This is a genomic window from Psychrobacter sp. UBA6739 (assembly GCF_002453835.1).
GTDB classification, from domain to species: domain Bacteria; phylum Pseudomonadota; class Gammaproteobacteria; order Pseudomonadales; family Moraxellaceae; genus Psychrobacter; species Psychrobacter immobilis_A.
Map to the genome: position 1 here is coordinate 103,737 of NZ_DKHR01000003.1, position 20,072 is coordinate 123,808.

At 42.9% G+C, this 20,072-nt stretch carries 17 protein-coding genes; 12 read left to right on the top strand and 5 right to left on the bottom strand.

Annotated elements, in window-relative coordinates:
- The first annotated feature begins 290 nt into the window (after positions 1 to 290).
- From B2575_RS00800 to B2575_RS00810, 3 genes are all read left to right on the top strand, one after another.
- Entirely contained in the window at positions 291 to 1,415 is a 1,125-nt protein-coding gene (locus B2575_RS00800) for an extracellular solute-binding protein (RefSeq protein WP_201559890.1), read from the top strand.
- 173 nt (positions 1,416 to 1,588) lie between these two features.
- A complete protein-coding gene (locus B2575_RS00805; protein WP_296239775.1) occupies positions 1,589 to 3,295 on the top strand; it encodes an ABC transporter permease in 1,707 nt (568 codons plus the stop codon).
- Positions 3,296 to 3,401: 106 nt separating this feature from the next.
- Positions 3,402 to 4,754, top strand: a complete 1,353-nt coding sequence (locus B2575_RS00810) for an ABC transporter ATP-binding protein (RefSeq protein ID WP_201559888.1) — start codon at positions 3,402 to 3,404, stop codon at positions 4,752 to 4,754.
- A gap of 166 nt (positions 4,755 to 4,920) precedes the next feature.
- On the opposite strand, the gene B2575_RS00815 is transcribed toward B2575_RS00810, so the two are convergent.
- Positions 4,921 to 5,793: a methyltransferase domain-containing protein gene (locus B2575_RS00815; RefSeq protein WP_201559887.1), complete on the bottom strand. Its 873-nt coding sequence runs from the start codon at positions 5,791 to 5,793 to the stop codon at positions 4,921 to 4,923.
- A gap of 322 nt (positions 5,794 to 6,115) precedes the next feature.
- On the opposite strand from B2575_RS00815, the gene B2575_RS00820 reads away from it, so the two are divergent.
- From B2575_RS00820 to B2575_RS00855, 8 genes are all read left to right on the top strand, one after another.
- Entirely contained in the window at positions 6,116 to 7,807 is a 1,692-nt protein-coding gene (locus tag B2575_RS00820; RefSeq protein ID WP_201559886.1) for an alpha/beta hydrolase family protein, read from the top strand.
- 105 nt (positions 7,808 to 7,912) lie between these two features.
- Positions 7,913 to 8,092, top strand: coding sequence for a hypothetical protein (locus B2575_RS00825; protein ID WP_087814632.1), 180 nt, complete (start codon positions 7,913 to 7,915; stop codon positions 8,090 to 8,092).
- Positions 8,093 to 8,397: 305 nt separating this feature from the next.
- Positions 8,398 to 11,217: a DNA gyrase subunit A gene (gene gyrA, locus B2575_RS00830; RefSeq protein WP_296239779.1), complete on the top strand. Its 2,820-nt coding sequence runs from the start codon at positions 8,398 to 8,400 to the stop codon at positions 11,215 to 11,217.
- A gap of 187 nt (positions 11,218 to 11,404) precedes the next feature.
- Positions 11,405 to 12,475 carry an EamA family transporter RarD gene (rarD, locus tag B2575_RS00835; protein WP_060490672.1) on the top strand — a complete coding sequence of 357 codons (1,071 nt, stop codon included), beginning with the start codon at positions 11,405 to 11,407 and terminating at the stop codon, positions 12,473 to 12,475.
- Between the two features lie 241 nt (positions 12,476 to 12,716).
- Positions 12,717 to 13,787 (top strand): EamA family transporter RarD, encoded by a 1,071-nt coding sequence (gene rarD, locus B2575_RS00840; protein ID WP_201553568.1) that lies wholly within the window; start codon positions 12,717 to 12,719, stop codon positions 13,785 to 13,787.
- Between the two features lie 215 nt (positions 13,788 to 14,002).
- Positions 14,003 to 14,671: a glutathione S-transferase gene (locus B2575_RS00845; RefSeq protein WP_045444962.1), complete on the top strand. Its 669-nt coding sequence runs from the start codon at positions 14,003 to 14,005 to the stop codon at positions 14,669 to 14,671.
- 93 nt (positions 14,672 to 14,764) lie between these two features.
- Complete coding sequence (locus B2575_RS00850; protein WP_201559883.1) at positions 14,765 to 15,034, top strand: hypothetical protein; 270 nt, start codon at positions 14,765 to 14,767, stop codon at positions 15,032 to 15,034.
- 32 nt (positions 15,035 to 15,066) lie between these two features.
- The gene (locus tag B2575_RS00855; protein ID WP_201559882.1) at positions 15,067 to 16,194 is read left to right on the top strand and encodes a ribonuclease Z; all 1,128 of its coding nucleotides are present in this window, start codon (positions 15,067 to 15,069) and stop codon (positions 16,192 to 16,194) included.
- A 39-nt stretch (positions 16,195 to 16,233) separates the two neighbouring features.
- Here B2575_RS00855 and B2575_RS00860 read toward each other — a convergent pair whose 3' ends face one another.
- Positions 16,234 to 17,196: an ATP-binding protein gene (locus tag B2575_RS00860; RefSeq protein WP_201559881.1), complete on the bottom strand. Its 963-nt coding sequence runs from the start codon at positions 17,194 to 17,196 to the stop codon at positions 16,234 to 16,236.
- A gap of 69 nt (positions 17,197 to 17,265) precedes the next feature.
- On the opposite strand from B2575_RS00860, the gene B2575_RS00865 reads away from it, so the two are divergent.
- On the top strand, positions 17,266 to 18,291 hold the full coding sequence (locus B2575_RS00865) for a protein kinase domain-containing protein (protein WP_201539590.1): 1,026 nt from the start codon (positions 17,266 to 17,268) through the stop codon (positions 18,289 to 18,291).
- 86 nt (positions 18,292 to 18,377) lie between these two features.
- Here B2575_RS00865 and B2575_RS00870 read toward each other — a convergent pair whose 3' ends face one another.
- From B2575_RS00870 to B2575_RS00880, 3 genes are read right to left on the bottom strand one after another with little or no spacing between them, the layout of a single operon-like run.
- Positions 18,378 to 18,803: a hypothetical protein gene (locus tag B2575_RS00870; protein WP_060490678.1), complete on the bottom strand. Its 426-nt coding sequence runs from the start codon at positions 18,801 to 18,803 to the stop codon at positions 18,378 to 18,380.
- Positions 18,800 to 19,330 (bottom strand): hypothetical protein, encoded by a 531-nt coding sequence (locus B2575_RS00875; RefSeq protein WP_060490679.1) that lies wholly within the window; start codon positions 19,328 to 19,330, stop codon positions 18,800 to 18,802. The genes B2575_RS00870 and B2575_RS00875 overlap by 4 nt, the downstream gene beginning before the upstream one ends.
- Positions 19,331 to 19,341: 11 nt before the next feature.
- A complete protein-coding gene (locus B2575_RS00880; RefSeq protein ID WP_201539591.1) occupies positions 19,342 to 19,737 on the bottom strand; it encodes an outer membrane protein assembly factor BamE in 396 nt (131 codons plus the stop codon).
- Positions 19,738 to 20,072: the final 335 nt, after the last annotated feature.

Genomic DNA, 20,072 nt, shown 5'->3' on the forward strand with positions numbered 1-20,072 from the left:
ATCAGCAGATCATTGAAAGATAATTAAGACATGCCATCACTTAGAAAATCTATACATTACTCCATGAAGATCTATAAATTTGTCCTTAAAAAGAGACAATTGAGCCAAATTATCGGTGTATTTCTGAGTTAAACAAATGTATTGATAATTAATATCATTTCTATTAGTATGTTGTTTCAGAGATTATCGCGTGATTGAACCTTATTATTATAGGTCTTTAGCGCCGTCTTATCTTATTGTCATCTCGTCTATTTATCTCACCTTTTCGTAGCATCATTATGGGGAAAACCATGTCATTGAATGCCATTAGCGCTAACCTAACTTCTACTAAGCTTATCTTGCCTGTTGCCGTATTTGGCATGATGTTGGGACTGGCTGGTTGTAGCAATTCATCTACAACAGAAGAGAGCGTGGAGGCGGAGACATCAGCGGCGGCTACTGAGCAACCAGCTGCTAATGATGGTGCTACGAGTGAAGGTGGTCAAACGATTACTATTTATTCTTCGCGAAATGAGCAGCTGATTAAGCCATTGCTAGACCGTTATACAGAACAGACAGGTGTGAAGATTGAGCTGGTCACAGATAGTACAGGTCCGCTCATGGCGCGTTTGCAAGCTGAAGGTCAGAACACGCCAGCCGATATGCTGCTCACGGTTGATGCGGGTAACTTATGGCAAGCGGCTCAGCAAGGCTTGTTACAACCAGTATCCTCTACTGTGTTAGAGACCAACGTTCCTGCCAAATATCGTGATCCAAAAGGTCAGTGGACAGGGCTATCATTGCGTGCTCGTACGATCTTTTATGACCCAAGTAAAGTCAGTGCCGACCAATTGTCTACTTATGCAGATTTAGCCGATCCAAAATGGAAAGGCAAGTTATGCCTACGTACCTCTAAAAAGGTCTATAACCAGTCGCTTGTGGCCAGTATGATGGAGCATTTAGGCGAAGAGAAAACCGAAGAAATCGTCCGTGGTTGGGTCGCTAACTTAGCTACTGACGTGTTCAGTGATGATACCAGTATGCTAGAAGCCATCGCTGCTGGTCAGTGTGAAGTGGGCATTGCCAACAGTTACTACTACGGTCGTCTGCTCGATGAAAAACCTAACTTCCCTGTGAAAATATTTTGGGCAAACCAAGGCACGACTGGTACACACGTAAATATTTCAGGTGCTGGTGTGGTCGCAGGTTCAGACAATCCAGATGGGACGCTTAAACTGATAGAGTGGTTGTCTTCTGATGAGGCGCAAGGTCTTTATGCCAGCTCAGACAAAGAATTCCCAGTAAAAGTAGGGGTTGATGAGTCAGAAATGCTCAGATCATGGGGTGAATTCAAAAAAGACGATATCAATGTGCAAAAGTTTGGTGAGCTACAAACCCAAGCCATTCAGTTGATGGACAAAGCAGGTTATAAATAAGGTATTGACAGTCATACCCTTCTCAAAAATGACAATGCCTATCAAGCACGAGTATCAAGCTTGATAGGCTAAATGATAGTGTTTATGTTCAAAGCAGACAGTGTTTTTAGCCGTATTTTTGAGTTTGGTATAATGTTATAAGGTCTTTATGCGTATGACACGGTAATAATGATATGATCAAAACGCCAGACGCGTCTGTACGTCAAAACGATACAGTCAATGATAGTGCTAATGCCAACAATATGGATAATCATAATATTGATGGCAAGCAGACTGTCAGCCAAGACCACGCCGTCCGTAAACGTATTATCTCAAAATCAGTCTTAGGACTGATTTCGTCGTTTATGCTTTTGCCAATTTTGATTGTGTTGCTATCTTGGACGCAGCCAATTGCTGATATCTGGACGCACATGGCAGATTATGTGCTGCCGCAAGTGCTTAAAAATACCGCGATTTTATTGCTGATGGTAACGGTCGTGTCTGGCACTATTGGCACAGCGCTTGCTTGGGTAACCAGTATGTACCGCTTCCCTGGACAGCGGTTTTTTTCGTGGGCGCTGATGTTACCGCTGGCGATACCTGCCTATGTATTGGCGTTTGTCACCATTGGTATTGTTGATTTTAGTGGACCATTACAAACAGGTTTGCGCGACCTAGGCTTTGATACAGCGATTCCTTCGATCCGTAATGTCTGGGGAGCAGGTTTGGTATTGTCCCTAGCATTTTATCCCTACGTCTATTTGCTGGCGCGTCAAGCGTTCTTATCGCAAGGCAGGCGCGTGATTGAAGCAGGACAAATGCTGGGCTTAAGCCGTAGCCGCGTGTTTTTTCGGTTGGCATTACCACAAGCCTTGCCGTGGATTATTGGCGGACTATTGCTTGCCAGTATGGAAACCTTGGCAGACTTTGGTGCCGTGTCAGTCTTTAATGTTGATACCTTTACCACGGCTATTTACAAAGCATGGTTTGGCTTCTTTAGTTTGACCACTGCGGCACAATTGGCAGCTTTGCTCATCGGTGTGATCTTTATTGTGGTATTGTTTGAGCAGTATTGGCAAACCAAGCGCGGCAATAATGTGACTCAAGGTAGTAGTCAGCGTTTTGATGCCAGCACGCCCGCGAAATTGGGTATGACATTGCTGTGTACCTTGGTGTTTGCTGGCGCTTTTTTAATCCCATTTTTGCAGCTTATCTACTGGACGGCATTGAATTTTCGCCAAGATTTCGATGCGCGCTATATTGATTTTGTGACCAACAGCCTCATGATTGCTAGCATGACCACGATTTTTATTGCCTTTTTGGCGATTATTATTGCGTGGATTAAGCGGCAGTATCCTGATAAATTGACCAAGCTCATGACTACTTTGGCAAATTTGGGTTATGTGGTGCCGGGTACAGTATTGGCAGTGGGCATCTTTATCCCAATTGCTTGGCTAGACAACCAAATGATTGCCTTTGGGATTACCACGCAGCAAGTATTATCAGGCAGTGTGATAGTGATGCTATTGGCATTATCAACGCGTTTTATGACGGTGAGTTTTCAGCCAGTTGATCGACAGCTACAGCGACTAACGGTCAATCAAGAAGCGGCTGCCAAATTACTGAGTGACAGTCCTTACCAGCGCTGGCGGCAAGTGATGTTGCCTGTCATTAGTCCAGGAATATTGACAGGACTATTGATGGGGTTTGTTGAAGTCATGAAAGAGATGCCGATTACGTTAATGACGCGTCGCCAAGGCTGGGATACGCTGGCGGTGCGGGTGTTTGAGATGACCAGCGAAGGCATGTGGGGACGAGCTGCGTTGCCAAGTTTATTGATTGTGCTGGTTGGGCTGCTGCCTGTTTGGATATTATTGCGTCAAAGCGATAAGCAAGGTTAAGGTGTTTTTAGAGTGAATCTGCATTATCCGATAACGCTCCATTTTATGATTGTTTTCACTGTTTTATCTATGCGTTTTATTTACTAATAGCTAACTGGTACCGTCTATGTACACTGATTCAATGAAAGGCTCAGCAGACTCTAAATCAATCAATGCCAAGTCAATAAAGGCGAAGGCAAGACTGGAGCATATAAAAAAATTACCAGTTGCTCAAGTTAAGACGTCGCCCGCCCAGCCTAGTAAGTCTTTAGAAAAAAGTAGTGCTTTTAGCCAAGATGTTGAGACAAATACTGAGGCAGCTACGGCTACTAGTCCTTATTTTAGTGTGCAAGATTTAATCGTCGGTTATGACGATACGATTATCGTCAATGGTTTGTCATTGGAATTGAAGCAAGGCGAGATTGGTTGCTTTTTGGGTTATAGCGGCTGCGGCAAGACCACGGCACTAAGAGCGATTGCAGGGCTGGAACAAAGCCGTGATGGTACGGTTCTCTTAAACAATCAATGTCTTACTGATAAAACTGACCGCAACTCGTATGCAGTCGCACCCGCCAAACGCGGTATGGGTATGGTGTTTCAGGACTATGCGTTGTTTGGGCATTTGAGCGTGGCAAAAAACATCGCTTTTGGTCTGAATAAATGGTCTGCTGCTGACAAAAAAGCCCGTGTCGCTGAGATGCTAGAGCTGGTTGAATTGTCTGAGCATGCTGACAAACGTCCAAATGAGCTGTCAGGTGGCCAACAGCAGCGGGTGGCATTAGCCCGTGCATTAGCCCCAAAGCCAAAACTATTACTACTCGATGAGCCGTTTTCTAATCTAGATGTGGTGCTACGTGAATCATTGGCAATGAATGTCCGTGATATTCTTAAACGCACCAATACCACGGCAATATTGGTCACTCATGATCAAAACGAAGCCTTTGCACTGGCTGATAAAGTGGGGGTGATGCATAAAGGCAAGCTGGTACAGTGGGCAACCCCAAGCGAGCTATATCATGAGCCAATCAGTCCTTTTGTCGCCGAGTTTGTCGGCGAAGGCGCGATGATAGATGGCATCATCAAAGAAGGCCATGTTGAGACGGCATTAGGCGATATCTATCGGCGTATGGAAGTGTATGATGAATCAGGGTACCCACAGTATTGCGAGTATGATTATCCTAACGGCACACCGATTAAGGTGTTGGTGCGCCCTGATGATATCATTCATGACGATGAGAGCACACAAACCGCTTTAGTCGTTGGACGCGTATTTCGCGGTGCCAACTATTTATATCGCTTGCAACTTGACGACGGGCAAACGGTACTGTCTTTAGTCGCCAGTCACCATAATCATGAGATTGGATCGCAGATTGGTATCTTACCTATCCTAGAGCATGTCGTGGTATTTGATGAAAAAGACATCAATGCGACGACTTGGTCAGAGTATGATAGATCAGAGAGAGTTGATGAGACAGAATAGTCGTTATAATCAAAGCATTTATAAAGGATTAGGAAATTAACCTCGCGACATGCACACGGTATGCTATTGACGCTTGGCTGCCTTGTATCTACTTTATACCTATTTTACACTGCTGCGATTATATTGATTAAAACTCCCTCCAAAAAACAGGTGCTTGCACTTACGCTTATCGCGTCGCCAATATGTGCAAATAACGTCCCAACCGTTTATACGGCTCTAATTGCGAGTAGCGCAGCTCCATGCGTATCACGGCCTCTGGGTCATTGTGACCACCACGCTTAAGCGGGGCATAATCATGAAATACGCGCAGACCACTGGTACGTATGGTCTGATAATGATGCGCCGTCAACCAAGATTCAACTTCTTCTTTGGCGACAGGATGGTTGGGCGTGAGGCTTTTTTTGTTGTCCGCCTTGTATTCTGTATTATCGAGTAAGTTAAAATTCCCCATGATCAGGTTGCGATAATCAAAGCTTACTGGGTTATAAAAGCATAAAGATAGCGCACCATTATCCGTTAATTGCTGATCAAAAAAGTCCATCACGGCAGCGGGCTCTGCCAACCATTCAAGCAGCGCATGACACATGATTAAATCAAACTTTTCATGCTTTTCTTTGTCTAATTTTTCTGGCAGCTCCTGATAGGGGCAAACATACCATGTGATATCGAGGTTTTCGTCTATCTGCGCGGCACTCGCTTTCGCTTTTTCTAGCATATTGGCTGAGATGTCATTGATGACCAATGTATGACCTTGAGCTGCCAGCTCTATTGCAATCTGTGCGAGCCCTGCACCCACATCCAAAATACGTAAAGGTCGCCCAAGGCTTTCACTCATTTGCGCGCTATATTCAAAGATATCACGGCGTAGCACCGCCAATCGAATATCGCCTTTTAAGCCACCGTAGACCTTTTTTTCAAAATGATCCGCAATCGCATCGAAGCTACGATCGGCACGTATATCGCCTGATGCGTCGATTGTTTGTGTCAGATCAACCGATTGGTTGTCATGTTCTTTGGTACTTTCACTATGGGTTTGCATAAAGCGCTATCTGTATTAGGGTGGTATTTTGGAACATCGTACAACAAAGACAAAAGCTAAGCTAGGTTTGACGCCAATACTAGCTTTACCATAGCATTAAAGATGCCATTAAATACCTGTTTTCCAGTAGCTTTTCACAATATTTTACGGTATAAGTAGTAAGGTTTAAGAAACAATTATTGAGTAAGTTTTATTGAAAATATTTGATACTTCACTGTATTCGATAAAAACCAATCGATAAAAAGAGTCTGCCATACTGAAATTTTTTATTGTCAAGGACTCTCAGCAAACGTCTGATCTACCACCGCTAAGGACAGCAACCATGATCGTATCTAAATCTACTACCGCTATAACTGACAAATCATCTAGCAGTACCCATCAATCAGTATCCATTACGACGAGCAAGCCTGTGATGCTGCGCTGCCTATTATCCGTCGCTATTGCCAGTAGCTTGCTACTCGTCGGTTGTGGCGATGACAATGACTTTGATGCTGTCATAGGCTCTGACTCTGCGACGTCAGTTAAATCAATCAGCTCATTTAACACCGCGCAAATAAATACCCAGTTTGGTCTTGATGGTACGGCAACCCCTGATGCCAAATGCGATATCAAAATCGAAAAAGTCAGCTATCCGACAGTAGGAGCCGCGGGTGAGCGTACCAACGCGACAGCAGCTTTGATGCTACCAAGTGGCGACAGTGCTGACTGTCAAGGCGATCGACCTATCTTGCTGTATGCCCATGGTACAACTACGGACAAAGGCTACGATTTTAGTCAAGTCGCTAATCCTCAAAATCCAGCCGCTGGTGAGTCGACATTAATCGCTGCCAACTTTGCCGCTCAAGGCTACATCGTCGTTGCACCAAACTATGCTGGTTACGATGAGTCTGATCTTGATTACCATCCATACCTTGTGGCTGAGCAACAAGCCACTGACATGGCTGATGCGTTAGACAGTGCCCGTACCATCATTGCAAGACAACAACGCGCTAATGATCCTGACTACACCAACCTTGATGACTCTGGTAAGTTATTCATCAGTGGTTACTCTCAGGGTGGGCATGTGGCGATGGCAACTGCAAGAATGTTCGAGAAAAATGATGAGCCTGTCACTGCCATTGCACCTTTATCAGGGCCTTATGCACTGGCAGCGTTTGGTGATGCAATATTTTCGGGTAACGTCAATATCGGTGCATCGCGTTTTGCACCGCTACTGGCATCTGGTCTCCAAAATGCGTATGGCAATGTCTATAATAGTACTGCTGATATATTCACTGCCAATTATGCAAACACACAATTACCAAGTTTATTGAGCTTTGGTGAGTTGGTCGCTGCTAATAAACTGCCTGATAATGCGCTGTTTGAAAAAGATCCTGAAAACAATCCCACGCTTGATCTTCTACCAGCGCCTACCGTTCCCTTTGCTTCTATTGGCTTCGCGGATGATAATTATCTGATCAAAACAGACTTCCGTACCGCTTATGTCGCAGATGCATTACAGAACCCTGATAGCCTAATCGCGATGACAGGAGCATCACTAGCAGCCAATCCACAAAACAACTTACGAAAAGCCTTAAAAGCCAATGATCTACGTGGATATGTACCAAAAATGCCAACTCTGCTATGTGGTGGTAATCAAGATCCAACGGTTTTTTATGACCTAAATACCAGTTCAATGGCTGCTATTATTCAAGGGAGTGTCGCACAAAATCCAGCGCTTACCGTTAACGTGACAGTATTAGATGTTGATGCGACGACAGCTGATGATCGTCCTGATAATTCTAATGTTCAACTTATTGGACAGGCGTCCATGAACCAATGGAATATTAATTCTGTGGTAACAAGTGTTCAAAGTAACTTTGTTCAAAATCTTCAACGCGTAGTAGATGCAGGAGCACAGCAAGGCATACCTGCAAGCGTTGCTGTATTGGGCAACTATCACGGCGGTCTAGTCAGTACGGCTTGTACGCAAGCCACACGTGAGTTCTTTAATCAGGAATTTAAACCTGCTTAATAGAGATCATTTTAACCATAAAAAATAGCCTGAGTATCGAAAAAACTGTATCCATTGGATGCAGTTTTTTCATGAATATCATTTAATCCTCAATAAGAGAAAAATATGAAATCGATAATATTATCACTAATTGCCTGTGTCTTTATCATAGCTCCGATCAGTCAAGCACAGGCTAAGAATACACCTTGTTCGGGCAAAATGGGCGGCGTATCTCACTGCTCAAAAGATGGTAAATTTGTTTGCAAAAACGGCAAAATCAGTCAATCAAAACAAGTATGTCGTTAAAGTTGTTTTTACCCTTGTTATTAGAGTGAAAAAAACCGCTAATCAGCTGTTTTGCTTAATTTTAATAACAGCCAGACGCCCCTAAATCAGCAAATTTGTGCTAAAATAGCTTCTTTAATTGAACATTATTTTTAACAAAAACCGTATCACTATTTTCCTATTGTTTTGCACCTTTGACAGTGCTTTTTTAGGGTCACTATTCTGATAGTAGCTGCGCATTGATGCAGCTATATTTTTGTATGACCCATGAGTATCTTGAACAAACGTGTCAACATTAGAAAAACAATGTGAGTGAAGGAGTGTATATGAGCGAATCGGTCAGTCCTATTGGCATCGTAGAGGAACTAAAGCAATCCTATCTGGATTATGCGATGAGCGTGATTGTCTCGCGTGCGCTGCCTGATGTGCGTGATGGGTTCAAACCTGTACACCGCCGTGTGATGTACGCCATGCACGTGCTATCTAACGACTATAATAAGCCATATAAGAAGTCTGCACGTGTCGTCGGCGATGTCATTGGTAAATATCACCCACATGGCGATAGTGCGGTCTATGATGCCATTGTGCGGATGGCGCAGGATTTTAGTTTGCGTTATCCGATGGTTGACGGTCAAGGTAACTTTGGATCGATCGATGATGATCCTCCGGCTGCCATGCGTTATACCGAAGTACGTATGACCAAGCTGACGCATCAGATGCTTGCTGATTTGGACAAAGACACAGTTGATTGGGAAGACAACTACGATGGTTCTGAGCGTATGCCTAGCGTCATGCCAGCGCGTGTTCCAAACTTACTCATTAATGGTGCGACTGGTATTGCTGTTGGTATGGCGACTAATATGGCGCCGCACAACCTGACAGAAGTGATTAATGCTTGTTTGGCTTATGCCGAAAACCCACAAGTATCAGCTGAAGAGTTGATGTCACACATCTCAGGTCCTGATTTTCCTACAGGCGGTATCATTTATGGTCGCGCTGGTATTTTAGATGCTTATCGCACGGGTAAAGGTCGTTTGCACATCCGTGGTCGCTATCATATTGAAGCCATGAGTGATACGGGTGTCAACCGCGATCGTGAGCGTATTGTCTTTACCGAAGTACCTTATCAATCTAATAAAGCTAAAATGATTGAGCGTATCGCAGAGCTGGTACGTGATAAAAAGATTGAAGGTATTAGCGAGATTCGTGACGAGTCTGACAAAGATGGTATGCGTATCGCCATTGATTTGCGTCGTGGTGAGACAGCTGAAGTTATCGTTAATAACTTGTTCTTGCAAACGCCGCTCGAATCAAGCTTTAGTATCAATATGGTTGCGCTCGATAATGGTCAGCCGAAATTACTGACTTTGCGTCAGCTGATTGCCGCCTTTGTACGTCATCGCCAAGAAGTGGTGACACGCCGTACGATTTATGAGTTAAACAAAGCGCGCGTACGTGGTCATTTACTCGAAGGTTTGACCGTTGCGTTAGCCAATATCGACGAGATTATTGCAACGATCAAAGCCTCTGCTAACCGCGGTTTGGCACGTGAAAGCCTATTAAATAATACGTGGGGTTCAGGTAGCGTGGTGGCGATGCTTACCGCGGCTGGTAGCCAATCTGTGCGTCCTGACTATATCGAAGGCGAAGATCCTAAAGCACCATTTGGCTTGATTGAGGGCGAAGAACGTTATCGCTTATCACTTGAGCAGGTCAACGCGATTTTAGATATGCAGTTGCATCGTCTAACGGGTCTTGAGCAAGACAAATTGACCGAAGAATATCAGGATTTGCTACGTGAAATTGCTCATTTAGAGTCTATTCTTGGTGATTTTGATAAGCTAATGACCATTATCTCCAATGAGATGATTGAGATTCGTGATAACTTTGGTGATGAGCGCCGTACTGATATTATTGACTCACGTACTGATTTTAACCGTGAAGATCTGATTCCTGAACAGACGGTTGTCATGACGGTCTCACGTACTGGTTATGCAAAAACTCAGCCGATTGACGATTATGTCGCACAAAAACGTGGTGGTAAAGGTAAGTCTGCAACCGCAATGAAAGAAGATGATGTGATTGATCATTTGGTTGTGACCTCAACGCATGCTACCGTATTGTGCTTCACGGATAGCGGTCGTGTCTTTAGCTTACGTGGTTTTGAAGTGCCGATTGCCAGTCGAGGTGCTCGCGGTCGTCCATTAGTGAATTTAATTGGCTTAAATCCTGATGAAACTGTTACTACGATACTACCGATTCCAAAAATAGTGGAAGAGCTATCGGTAAAAGGTGAAGCATTAACAGATGATCTAATAGATGGGGATGATGATTCATTAGACGCTAGCACGCAAGCAGAGCCACCTTTTGTGTTCTTTGCAACGGCTAATGGTACGGTGAAGCGGGTAGAGCTTAAGCAGTTTGCCAATATTCGCTCGAACGGCTTGATTGCGGTTGGACTAGAAGAGGGCGATAAGCTGGTCAGTGCTCGTATCACTAATGGTAGCCAAGAAGTGATGTTGTTTGCATCCAGTGGTAAAGCCATTCGTTTTGATGAAAATGATGCTCGTGTGATGGGTCGTACGGCTAAAGGTGTTCGTGGTATGCGTTTGGCGGCTAATGAGTCTATAAAATCATTGGTTGTGATCGAAGATGATGTCCGCGAAATTCTTATTGCTTGTGAAAACGGCTTTGGTAAACGTACCTTTATCGATGAGTTCAATACCCAAAATCGTGGCGGCGGCGGTGTAATTGCCATCAAAACCAGTGAGCGTAATGGTGCGCTAGTAAGAGCCACTAAGGTTGACTCTACAGACGATATTATTTTAATCTCTGATAAAGGTACATTGGTTCGTACGCCCGTTGAGCATGTCGCTAGCTCTGGTCGTAATACGCAAGGTGTGACGCTGATTCGTCTATCAAAAGACGAGAAGCTGGTCGCTATGGCGCGTGTTGAGCATGAAGAAGGTGACGATGAGCTGGTTGACGCCATGAGAGAAGACGGTACACTTGATGTGGCAGGTCAAGAGCAGATAGATATCGATGCGGCGACTGGCAACACAGCAACGAATGACGTTATGGATATTGCTACTGACAATGAATTAGATGTTGATAGTACAGACGGTGAAAACGCAGACGACGAATAAATGTCTCAGTAGTTAGCTTTTTGATCTAGTCTTATATGATTGTTCTATAAAAAGCCTCTGACGTTATCGTCGGAGGCTTTTATTTTTTTCTGTATGTCATCTATTGTTAGAGTCTGCTTTTAAGTTTCCGCTGCTCTAATTTTTTATAAATAATGCCCATAAAGTTCTATTTTTTAAGGCTGTTGTTATGCTCTCGACCAATCAAACTTTTCAAGGAACCCTTGCTTCGATATCATCGAGCTTTTTATTTTCGATGATGTTTGTGTTTGGGCTATTTATGCTGCCTTTGACAGGTACGCAGGTAGCCTCATGGCGCGTGCTCATGATGCTGCTAAGTTTGCTATTGTTGGTCAGTTTTACCAAGCAATGGCAACACGTTTTTGATTATTTGAAAACCTTAAAAACTCCGAAAGAGTGGCTGATATTTATTTTGCCCACACCGATTTTGGGTGGTCAAATTTGGCTATTTATGTGGGCACCAGTCAATGGCTTTGGTCTGGATGTCACCTTGGGCTATTTTTTATTACCGCTGGTAATGATAGTGCTGGGTCGTTTCTTTTATCACGAGCATATGAGTGCGTTGCAGTGGGTGGCGGCGCTATGTGCAGCCTTAGGTATTGGCTATGATATCTTTCAATATGGCTCAGTATCTTGGGTAACGTTGTTTGTGTGCTTGGGCTATCCACCTTATTATCTGCTGCGGCGTAAACTGGCTGTGCCGCCTATTACAGGGCTGTTGTCTGATTTGGCTCTGTTAACGCCAGTAGTGCTCATTATGTTGTATTTTAGCGGCGGCTTTAGTACGGCAGCACAGGACATCAAGTTCTGGTATTTATTACCACTGCTAGGAGCTTTTAGTGCGCTGGCGATGTCCTTAACCATGATTGCCAGTAGCAAATTACCCGTGTCATTATTTGGGGCGCTAAGCTATGTCGAGCCTATGCTGCTGTTTGTTTTATCCATCACTGTTCTAAGTCAAAGTCTCGATGAGGGCGGCTCGCTATTTATGTATGGTATGGTAAGTTTGGCGTTACTGGTGATGATTGCTGATAGTATAAAAGGTTATCTTAAGCGCCGCCGTGACAATCATTTGCATGGCTATCGAGAGCCACAAGTGGGCGGGTTTCCGCCGCGTCGTCGTTTCATAGATCAGCGTATTGATGGGGTTTTAACCGCGCATCGTTTTCGCAAGATTCGGCGCTATCAAAAAAAGATGGATAGAATACAGCAAAAAATCGAGCAGTTGAGTGCAAAGTAAGATGCTGAATGGATAGGTGAACGCTTTAGTGAAGCAGGTGTATTGCTTATCTATTCTGACTTTGACATAATACCGACCACAAGATAAACACGATATATTCCAAGTATTTATCTCAATATTATATGATTATGTTGTAGATAACAGAGTTTATAGATCAAAAAGCCTTCGACGTCCGCGTCGGAGGCTTTTGTTTTTTTCTAAAATTGCCAAGGACGTGCGCTCATTTTTCAAGGTTGTCGTTATGCTTACCACGAATCAAACGTCGCAAGGTACCATCGCTGCAGTGGCAGCAAATTTTTTATATTCATTGCTATTCTTATTTGGTCTATTGATGCAGCCGTTGTCAGGGACGCAAGTCGCTTCTTGGCGCGTACTGATGATGCTATTGAGTCTGGTGCTGCTGATTAGTGTGCTTAAGCAGTGGCAGCATATTTTTGATTATCTCAAAACCCTAAAGTCGCCCAAAGAATGGTTTTTATTTATCATACCCACACCAATATTGGGCGCGCAAATCTGGATATTTATGTGGGCACCTGTCAATGATTTGGGGCTTGAGGTGACACTGGGTTACTTTTTATATCCAATGATTATGATTATGGTTGGTCGGTTTTTTTATAACGAAGACATGAGCTTGTTACAATGGATTGCCACCATTTGCGCAGGCGCAGGTATTGCCTATGATGTCTTTCAGTACGGCAGTATTTCTTGGGCGACTTTATTTGTTTGCTTGGGTTATCCGCCCTATTATCTACTGCGTCGTAAATTGGCAGTGCCGCCGATTACAGGGCTTATCTCTGACCTTGTTTTATTGACGCCGGTGGTGTTGATTGCTTTATATCTCAATGGCGGGTTTGCGCTGGCGATATCTACCGATAAGTTTTGGTATCTGTTGCCACTATTAGGCATTATCAGTACGGCTGCGATGTCATTGACCATGGTTGCCAGCCAAAAGCTGCCCGTCTCATTATTTGGCACTTTATGCTACCTTGAGCCGATATTTTTATTTATATTTTCCATCACGATTTTGCATCAAAGTATCGATGAGGGCGGCTCTTTATTTATGTACGGCATGATTTTTGTCGCGTTGTTGATGATGATTGTGGATAGTGCGCTTGGTTACTTGGCGCGTAAGCGTGATGACCGTTTGCATGGTTATAATGAGCCACAAGTGGGTAGCTTCCCACCACGTCGCCGTCTGAAAAACCGCCGTATTAAAGGTGTATTAACCGCGCATCGTTTCCGTAAAATTAGAAAGTATCAGCAAAAAATACATAAGATGACACGCAAAATTGAAGAGCTGCATTCAAAGTAGCACCTGCCAGCAAGTCGATATAGACCTGACTTAGCGGGCAGTATTTTTCGTCATTACTCTACACAGTTTCTGTGTTAAAGAGGCATTAATTACGCTATTATCGATAGCATTGCTGCCACGCTTAACAACGTTTATTAATGGAATGCGTGGCACCAACTATACATATTATGACTTATTCACACGATAACTTATTCACATTATAACTAGGATGGTTTATGTTACACCTTCATCATTTAGCAAATTCGCGATCATTTCGTATTATTTGGCTGTTAGAAGAGCTTGGCGTCGATTATCAATTGACTTGCTATGAGCGCAATAAAGCATACCGTGCGCCTGACAGTTTAAAAAAAATACATCCGCTCGGTCATGCACCCATGTTAGAAGTAAATGACCGTGTGCTCATCGAATCAGGTTTTATTATCGAATACTTGTTGAAGCATTATGATAGCGAGAAACAGTTCAAGCCTGCCGATGATAATGAAGCGGCGTGGGAGGCTTACACGTTTTGGTTACATTTCGCTGAAGCATCAGTGATGCCGCCATTGGTCATGCGTTTGGTATTTACCAAAGTGGTTGAGCAGTCGCCCATGCTCATCAAGCCTGTGAGCAAAAGCATCCGCAACCAAGTCGAAAAAAATATGATAAGCAAAAGTCTAGATGCTATATTGGCGATGATGGAGCAGCATTTGCAAGACAATCATTGGTTTGCAGGGGCCGAATTTAGTGCCGCTGATATCCAAATGCATCTTGCGGTTGTGGGTGCCAATGCTGGTACAGGATTAGATAGCAGTAAATATGCCAATATCTTAATTTGGCTAAAACGCTGTGAGGAGCGTGATGCCTTTAAGCGTGCAGAAGAAAAGGGTGGTCGTTTGCAGTTCTAAAAGCGGCGGATTTAATCGTTCATAAATAACTAATTTGATATTAAAATAAAAGGTTTTGTTTATTCATAGACAAAACCTTTTTTAGGATAAGAAATGACAGACTTAAATAAATCGCATAACAAGCATACTGATGTCGATACTGACATTGCTGCTAAGCCCGCGCTTGATACTACTGCTGACAATGTGAACCATCAGCAGGTATCCATTAAAGCATGGTCACAAAAATTGCTCGTGGTTATACTATGTATTGCCAGCTTTTATGGCGGCTGGAAATCTTATGAGTCCAATATGGTCAGTGAATGTACGGCCAATGGTGGGCAGATGGTTGCAGCGCAAAAAACCATGATGTGCCAATTGTCATAGCAGATAAGTATCATGTGTAAGAGGGGCAATCTATGTTGAAGCTGACTTTTTTGGGTACCTCTGCTGGTGTGCCAACCAAACAGCGCAATGTGACAGCACTGGCGATTGAATGTCTTAATCCTTATTTATCTAGCGCACAGCAAGGCAATCAACCACAGAATGCCAATCAAAATAAAAAGTCGCGCCCATGGCTATTGATTGATTGCGGTGAAGGCACACAGCAGCAACTGTTACATACAAAGCTCTCTTTGAATCAACTAGCTGCTATCTGTATCACCCATGTGCATGGCGATCATTGTTATGGTCTGCCAGGACTGTTGGCGAGTGCCGCCATGTCAGGACGCCGTGAGCCGCTGACCCTCATTGCCCCAAAAGCAATCAAGACATTGCTCGAAGCCATTACCTTAACCACGGAATTGTATTTACCTTTTGCTCTCAATTTTATAGCGATTGAAGAGGTGCTATCTGAGCAAAGTGATACAAGCAAGATAAATATTCGCTTAAGCGACCAACATCAGCTTGATATCGATATTACGCCGCTAGCACATCGGGTTGCTTCTCATGCATTTGGTATCACGCAGACTATCCATCATCGCACGCTTGATACGGATAAACTGCTGGCGCAAGGTATTCCTGCAAGCGCACTATGGGGTAAATTGCAGCAAGGTCATGACGTTATCACTGAAGAGGGTCAGCAGTTATATACAGCCGATTATGTCAATGATGATTTATCACGAACGCGAGTAGTGGTGGCTGGTGATAACGATACGCCAGCGTGTCTCACTGCGGCGTTGGTTGATACGGATTTATTGGTGCATGAAGCGACGTATACGCATGAGGTGTTGACTAAGATTCAAGGCAAAAATCCAGAGTTTGATCCAATGCATAGTAGTGCACAATTGGTGGCTGATTTTGTGGAAAAAAGTGGTGTAAATAATTTAATTTTGACTCACTTTAGCGCGCGTTATCAGGGTTTTGATAATCCTAATAGCAAGACGCCAAATATGGCATACATTCGTTTAGATGCTGAGAGCGTTTACAAAGGTAATCTATGGCTAGCCGCAGATTTTGACCAATATATGGTCGATGGTGCCGTTGATTTGGCAGATATTAATGAAAATAACCGCGTACAATATCTGGGTTCTGCACGCGGTCGTTAAGCACTGAGCGTCATCATAAAAATAACTTTTAATGAAGCTTTACAATGGACTGTCTTCAGCTGCTAATCGTGTCTGTCCTATCCAGTAGCGGCTAAACTGATACGCCACTCGTCCTGAACGTCCACCGCGCTCTGATGCCCAGCGCAACGCTGCTGCTCTGATGTTATCAGGTAGCGTCTTATTTTTTTCTTCACTATTACTTTCTTTAACGTCATTCGCATTATCTAGATGGCGGTTTGGCGAAAGTGATAAATAATGGCGCACGATGTGCAAATAGGTGTTTTGATCCATTGGATGAAAGGACAACCAAAGCCCAAAGCGATCAGACAGCGATACCGTCTCATCAATGGTTTCATAAGGATTGACCTCATCGGTTTGACCATTATAAATATTGACATTGTCTTTCATTAGCTGAGGCAATAGATGACGGCGATTACTGGTCGCATAAACCAACAACTTGTCTTGCTCTGAGTCTAGCGAGCCGTCCAATACGCTTTTTAACGTCCGATAACTCTCGTCTTGACCGTTAAACGCCAAGTCATCACAGTACACCACATAGTGACAACCACACTCGGTCGGCAGTGCATTAATGACGGCGCGTATCTTATCAAGCACTCGCAGGTCATCACGGGCAATTTCAATAATGCGTAATCCTTCACTATGATAGGCTTGTAGCAATGCCCGAATCAGCGATGATTTGCCAGCACCACGTGTCCCTGTCATCAAGACATGATTGGCAGGATAGCCCTTTAGAAATTGTCGTGTGTTTTGTACCAGTTTTGCCTTTTGCGTATCGATACCATGCAAATCATCTAAACTTAAAAATAAGTTCACTGCCAATGGCTCCAAATGTCCATTATGACCACCGACCCAGCGATAGGCGAGCTGTGCAGGATCAATCTCGATAGTGGGCGTGACTTGCTCTTGTAAATACTGTCCAAGTAAATCCAATAAATGGTCGGGTAGGGCGTAATTCTTAACAGGCTTAGTGGATTGGGGCATAATACTCAGTCGCTCATAAAAATTAAAATAACGTGTGGCATACTAGACGTATAAAGGCTTCACTTTACCATGAAACATAATGCCAGTAATTCCTCTAATGCAAAAGCGTGTGCAAAACAAGCATTACAAATGCAAGCACAGCAAATGTTGCCAACATTGACTGCGTTATTCTCAAGCCTGAATTATAACGATATTTCGCATCAACGACTCAGCCAGCAAAGTAACAATAATAACGAGAATGACTACCAAGGCTTGACGCGTGCCCAGCATCTACAGTTTGGTCGAGTGATGATTAAATGGCAGTTAACGGCTGCTAGCAATCAAAATTTGGCGGGCTTAACCCATGAAATCGGTATTCTAAAATCTATCAATAATTTATCAGCCAATCAAAAGAGATTTCAAGACAGTCTTTTTGCTATTGCTCCGCCAATGCTCGCTTATGAAACTTTAAGGGTACAGGTATTAGATCCGTTTTCGCAGCTGACGATACTTACCATGCCATATTATCTCAGTGGTAGCTTAGCAACTCAGCTTAATATTCGAAATCATTCGTTATTAAATTCTCAACGAAAGCATCATTTTATGGTGCAATCTGCGCACCTTATCGCTACTCTACATAGCGCTGGTTGGCTACATAATGATATTAAGCCCAGTAATATTTTGCTAGATGATTTTTTGCCAAATCATGCGGATGATAGCTGTATCAAGGCTGATTTATTGTTAAACGATTTTGCCTTAGCTAAGCCAATTAGTAAATCAATAGAGACTAGTCTTGCTGGTACACCAGCGTATCTTGCCCCTGAACGCTGGCAAAGTAAGAGTCAGAGTGCGACAGTGCAAAGTGATATCTATGCGTTTGGTATTATGATGGTTGAAATACTAACAGGCAAGCGACCGTTTCAGATATGTGCTAACAGTAATGACAAATTAAAAGCATGGGCGATTCAGCATTGCCAACAGCCTATTCCAACCTTACCGTTAGAATATAGTCACTATCAAGGTATCATTAATAAAGCATTGGCAAAGCGGGTGGAGAGAAGGTATCAGAGTATGGAAGAGGTGTTGAAGAGTTTAGAGCAATTACGAATTTACTAAGAGTACAGTTTTATGTGGAAGGAGTTAAATAAAAAACCCACTATTTAGTGAGTTTTTTTTATTTTTAATGGTTAGGATATTATGTTTTACTCTACAGCATTATCTGATAAGAAAAGCGACTTCGATAAAGATGAGAAGAAATCTTGATATATTTTAGGATTCTCAATTGGCTTTAGGTTGTACTGAGCGTTAGCTCTAACGATTACAGACTTGCTAGAAGAAGACGGTCTCGCGGTTACAGTCATTCTAACCTTGTTGCCATTATACAATCTCGTCGCTGAAACAGTACCAAGGTCGGTATCAGCCTTATCAATTACAAAGCTCAAATCCTGTAACGTTGATATGACATTTCTAACAACTACAGTTTTATCACTAGTATCAAAAGATCTAGTTTGCATACTACGTAATTCTACTTGATTGTCAGCGCCTAAAATTCTGGCATCATGAGTTGTAGCGCAACCAGTAATCAAAGTTAGACAAGCTGCGAATAAAGCTATTTTTAATGTATTCATATTTTTTGAGCCTCTAAGAATACTGATTTAGATAGTTTGTTAAAGAATTCAGCATATAGCTCTTCTGTTTTCATTGTTTCGGCTTTGGTTACCTGTCCTTGTGTATTCGTCACAATGCGTTGAAAAGTAGCTCTAGCTAAATAACCATTTTTATTGTTTTTAGACGGTAATGTTACGAAACTAACTTTTATCTGTTGCTGGCTATCAATCGACATGTTTCCGCCACCAAGTACCGCTAGTAATACAGCACCCGCTATCTGCGCATTGTTAGTAGCATCTACAGTTTTAGATGCGGTCACAACACCTGATTTTGTCTCTGTTTCATCTATTGAATATCCCATGTCTTGTAACACAGCTACCCCAGCCGAAAGAAGCTCTACCTCGTTGCTTGTTTCAAAAAATCTCGATTGCATTTGTCGATCTTGTAATGAGGTCTCTGCTACTTGAAATAAGTTTTCTGGTGGAGTGGTTGCACAGCCTGTTATTCCTAAGGCACAAGCAACAAATATATATTTCAGTTTTTTCATTTAGCTGGCCTTTAGAATTTTGAGGAATGGTATGCAAAGTCTCTTACCAAGTTTTGCTCATCAAATTTTATTATGATAGTCAGCGTTCTTTGTGATCTAGACGATGCTCCTGAGCTAGTCTGGCCACCAGCTAAAACAGCAAATACCCAGCCTGTACTTGATGACTGCACGGTATCTGTTGCTACCTTATCGTAAACCCAAACTTCTCTTCTTTTGTCGTCAGTAGAAACCATATTTGGTGAGCCAAGCGCCTGCAACACATCTGCGCCACTCATTCCAACTTTAATCTGTTTTTGAACAACCCCTACAGAGATGTTTCCATTGTTTTGGACTTGGGCAGCATGCTCAGATGCTGAAACACAACCAACCAATGATAGGGCAGCCAACAAGGCAACTATAGTTTTCATTATCTTTCCTTTTGGACTATCAATAAACTTAACTCTTTTATTTAAGTATGATGTTTATAGAATATCTCATACCTAAGCCTGTCAAGGGTAATGTAAACAAAAAGTTAACTAATGTAAACAATTAGTCGTTAGTATTACTAATTAATTATAAATATTGTTTTATTGTAATTATTAGATGGGTGTGGGTTTTTATTCCAAAATACTAATCTGGTATTAAAGAAAAGCGAAGGAGATCTGAATTAGTTTTGAAGTGAGTGTTTGTTTTCCGACAAAATACAGACACAAAAAAACCTGCTAAAAAGCAGGCTTTGATATTTGGTCTAAGATGTACTATC

Bases quoted from the DNA above. Each gene is read 5' to 3' on its own strand.
- B2575_RS00875 (WP_060490679.1), bottom strand. From the start codon at position 19,330: ATGAAAAAACTGAAATATATATTTGTTGCTTGTGCCTTAGGAATAACA.
- B2575_RS00810 (WP_201559888.1), top strand. From the start codon at position 3,402: ATGTACACTGATTCAATGAAAGGCTCAGCAGACTCTAAATCAATCAAT.
- rarD (WP_201553568.1), top strand. From the start codon at position 12,717: ATGCTTACCACGAATCAAACGTCGCAAGGTACCATCGCTGCAGTGGCA.
- B2575_RS00800 (WP_201559890.1), top strand. From the start codon at position 291: ATGTCATTGAATGCCATTAGCGCTAACCTAACTTCTACTAAGCTTATC.
- B2575_RS00860 (WP_201559881.1), bottom strand. From the start codon at position 17,196: ATGCCCCAATCCACTAAGCCTGTTAAGAATTACGCCCTACCCGACCAT.
- B2575_RS00805 (WP_296239775.1), top strand. From the start codon at position 1,589: ATGATCAAAACGCCAGACGCGTCTGTACGTCAAAACGATACAGTCAAT.
- B2575_RS00855 (WP_201559882.1), top strand. From the start codon at position 15,067: ATGTTGAAGCTGACTTTTTTGGGTACCTCTGCTGGTGTGCCAACCAAA.
- B2575_RS00815 (WP_201559887.1), bottom strand. From the start codon at position 5,793: ATGCAAACCCATAGTGAAAGTACCAAAGAACATGACAACCAATCGGTT.
- B2575_RS00850 (WP_201559883.1), top strand. From the start codon at position 14,765: ATGACAGACTTAAATAAATCGCATAACAAGCATACTGATGTCGATACT.
- B2575_RS00825 (WP_087814632.1), top strand. From the start codon at position 7,913: ATGAAATCGATAATATTATCACTAATTGCCTGTGTCTTTATCATAGCT.
- gyrA (WP_296239779.1), top strand. From the start codon at position 8,398: ATGAGCGAATCGGTCAGTCCTATTGGCATCGTAGAGGAACTAAAGCAA.
- B2575_RS00865 (WP_201539590.1), top strand. From the start codon at position 17,266: ATGAAACATAATGCCAGTAATTCCTCTAATGCAAAAGCGTGTGCAAAA.
- rarD (WP_060490672.1), top strand. From the start codon at position 11,405: ATGCTCTCGACCAATCAAACTTTTCAAGGAACCCTTGCTTCGATATCA.
- B2575_RS00820 (WP_201559886.1), top strand. From the start codon at position 6,116: ATGATCGTATCTAAATCTACTACCGCTATAACTGACAAATCATCTAGC.
- B2575_RS00870 (WP_060490678.1), bottom strand. From the start codon at position 18,803: ATGAATACATTAAAAATAGCTTTATTCGCAGCTTGTCTAACTTTGATT.
- B2575_RS00845 (WP_045444962.1), top strand. From the start codon at position 14,003: ATGTTACACCTTCATCATTTAGCAAATTCGCGATCATTTCGTATTATT.
- B2575_RS00880 (WP_201539591.1), bottom strand. From the start codon at position 19,737: ATGAAAACTATAGTTGCCTTGTTGGCTGCCCTATCATTGGTTGGTTGT.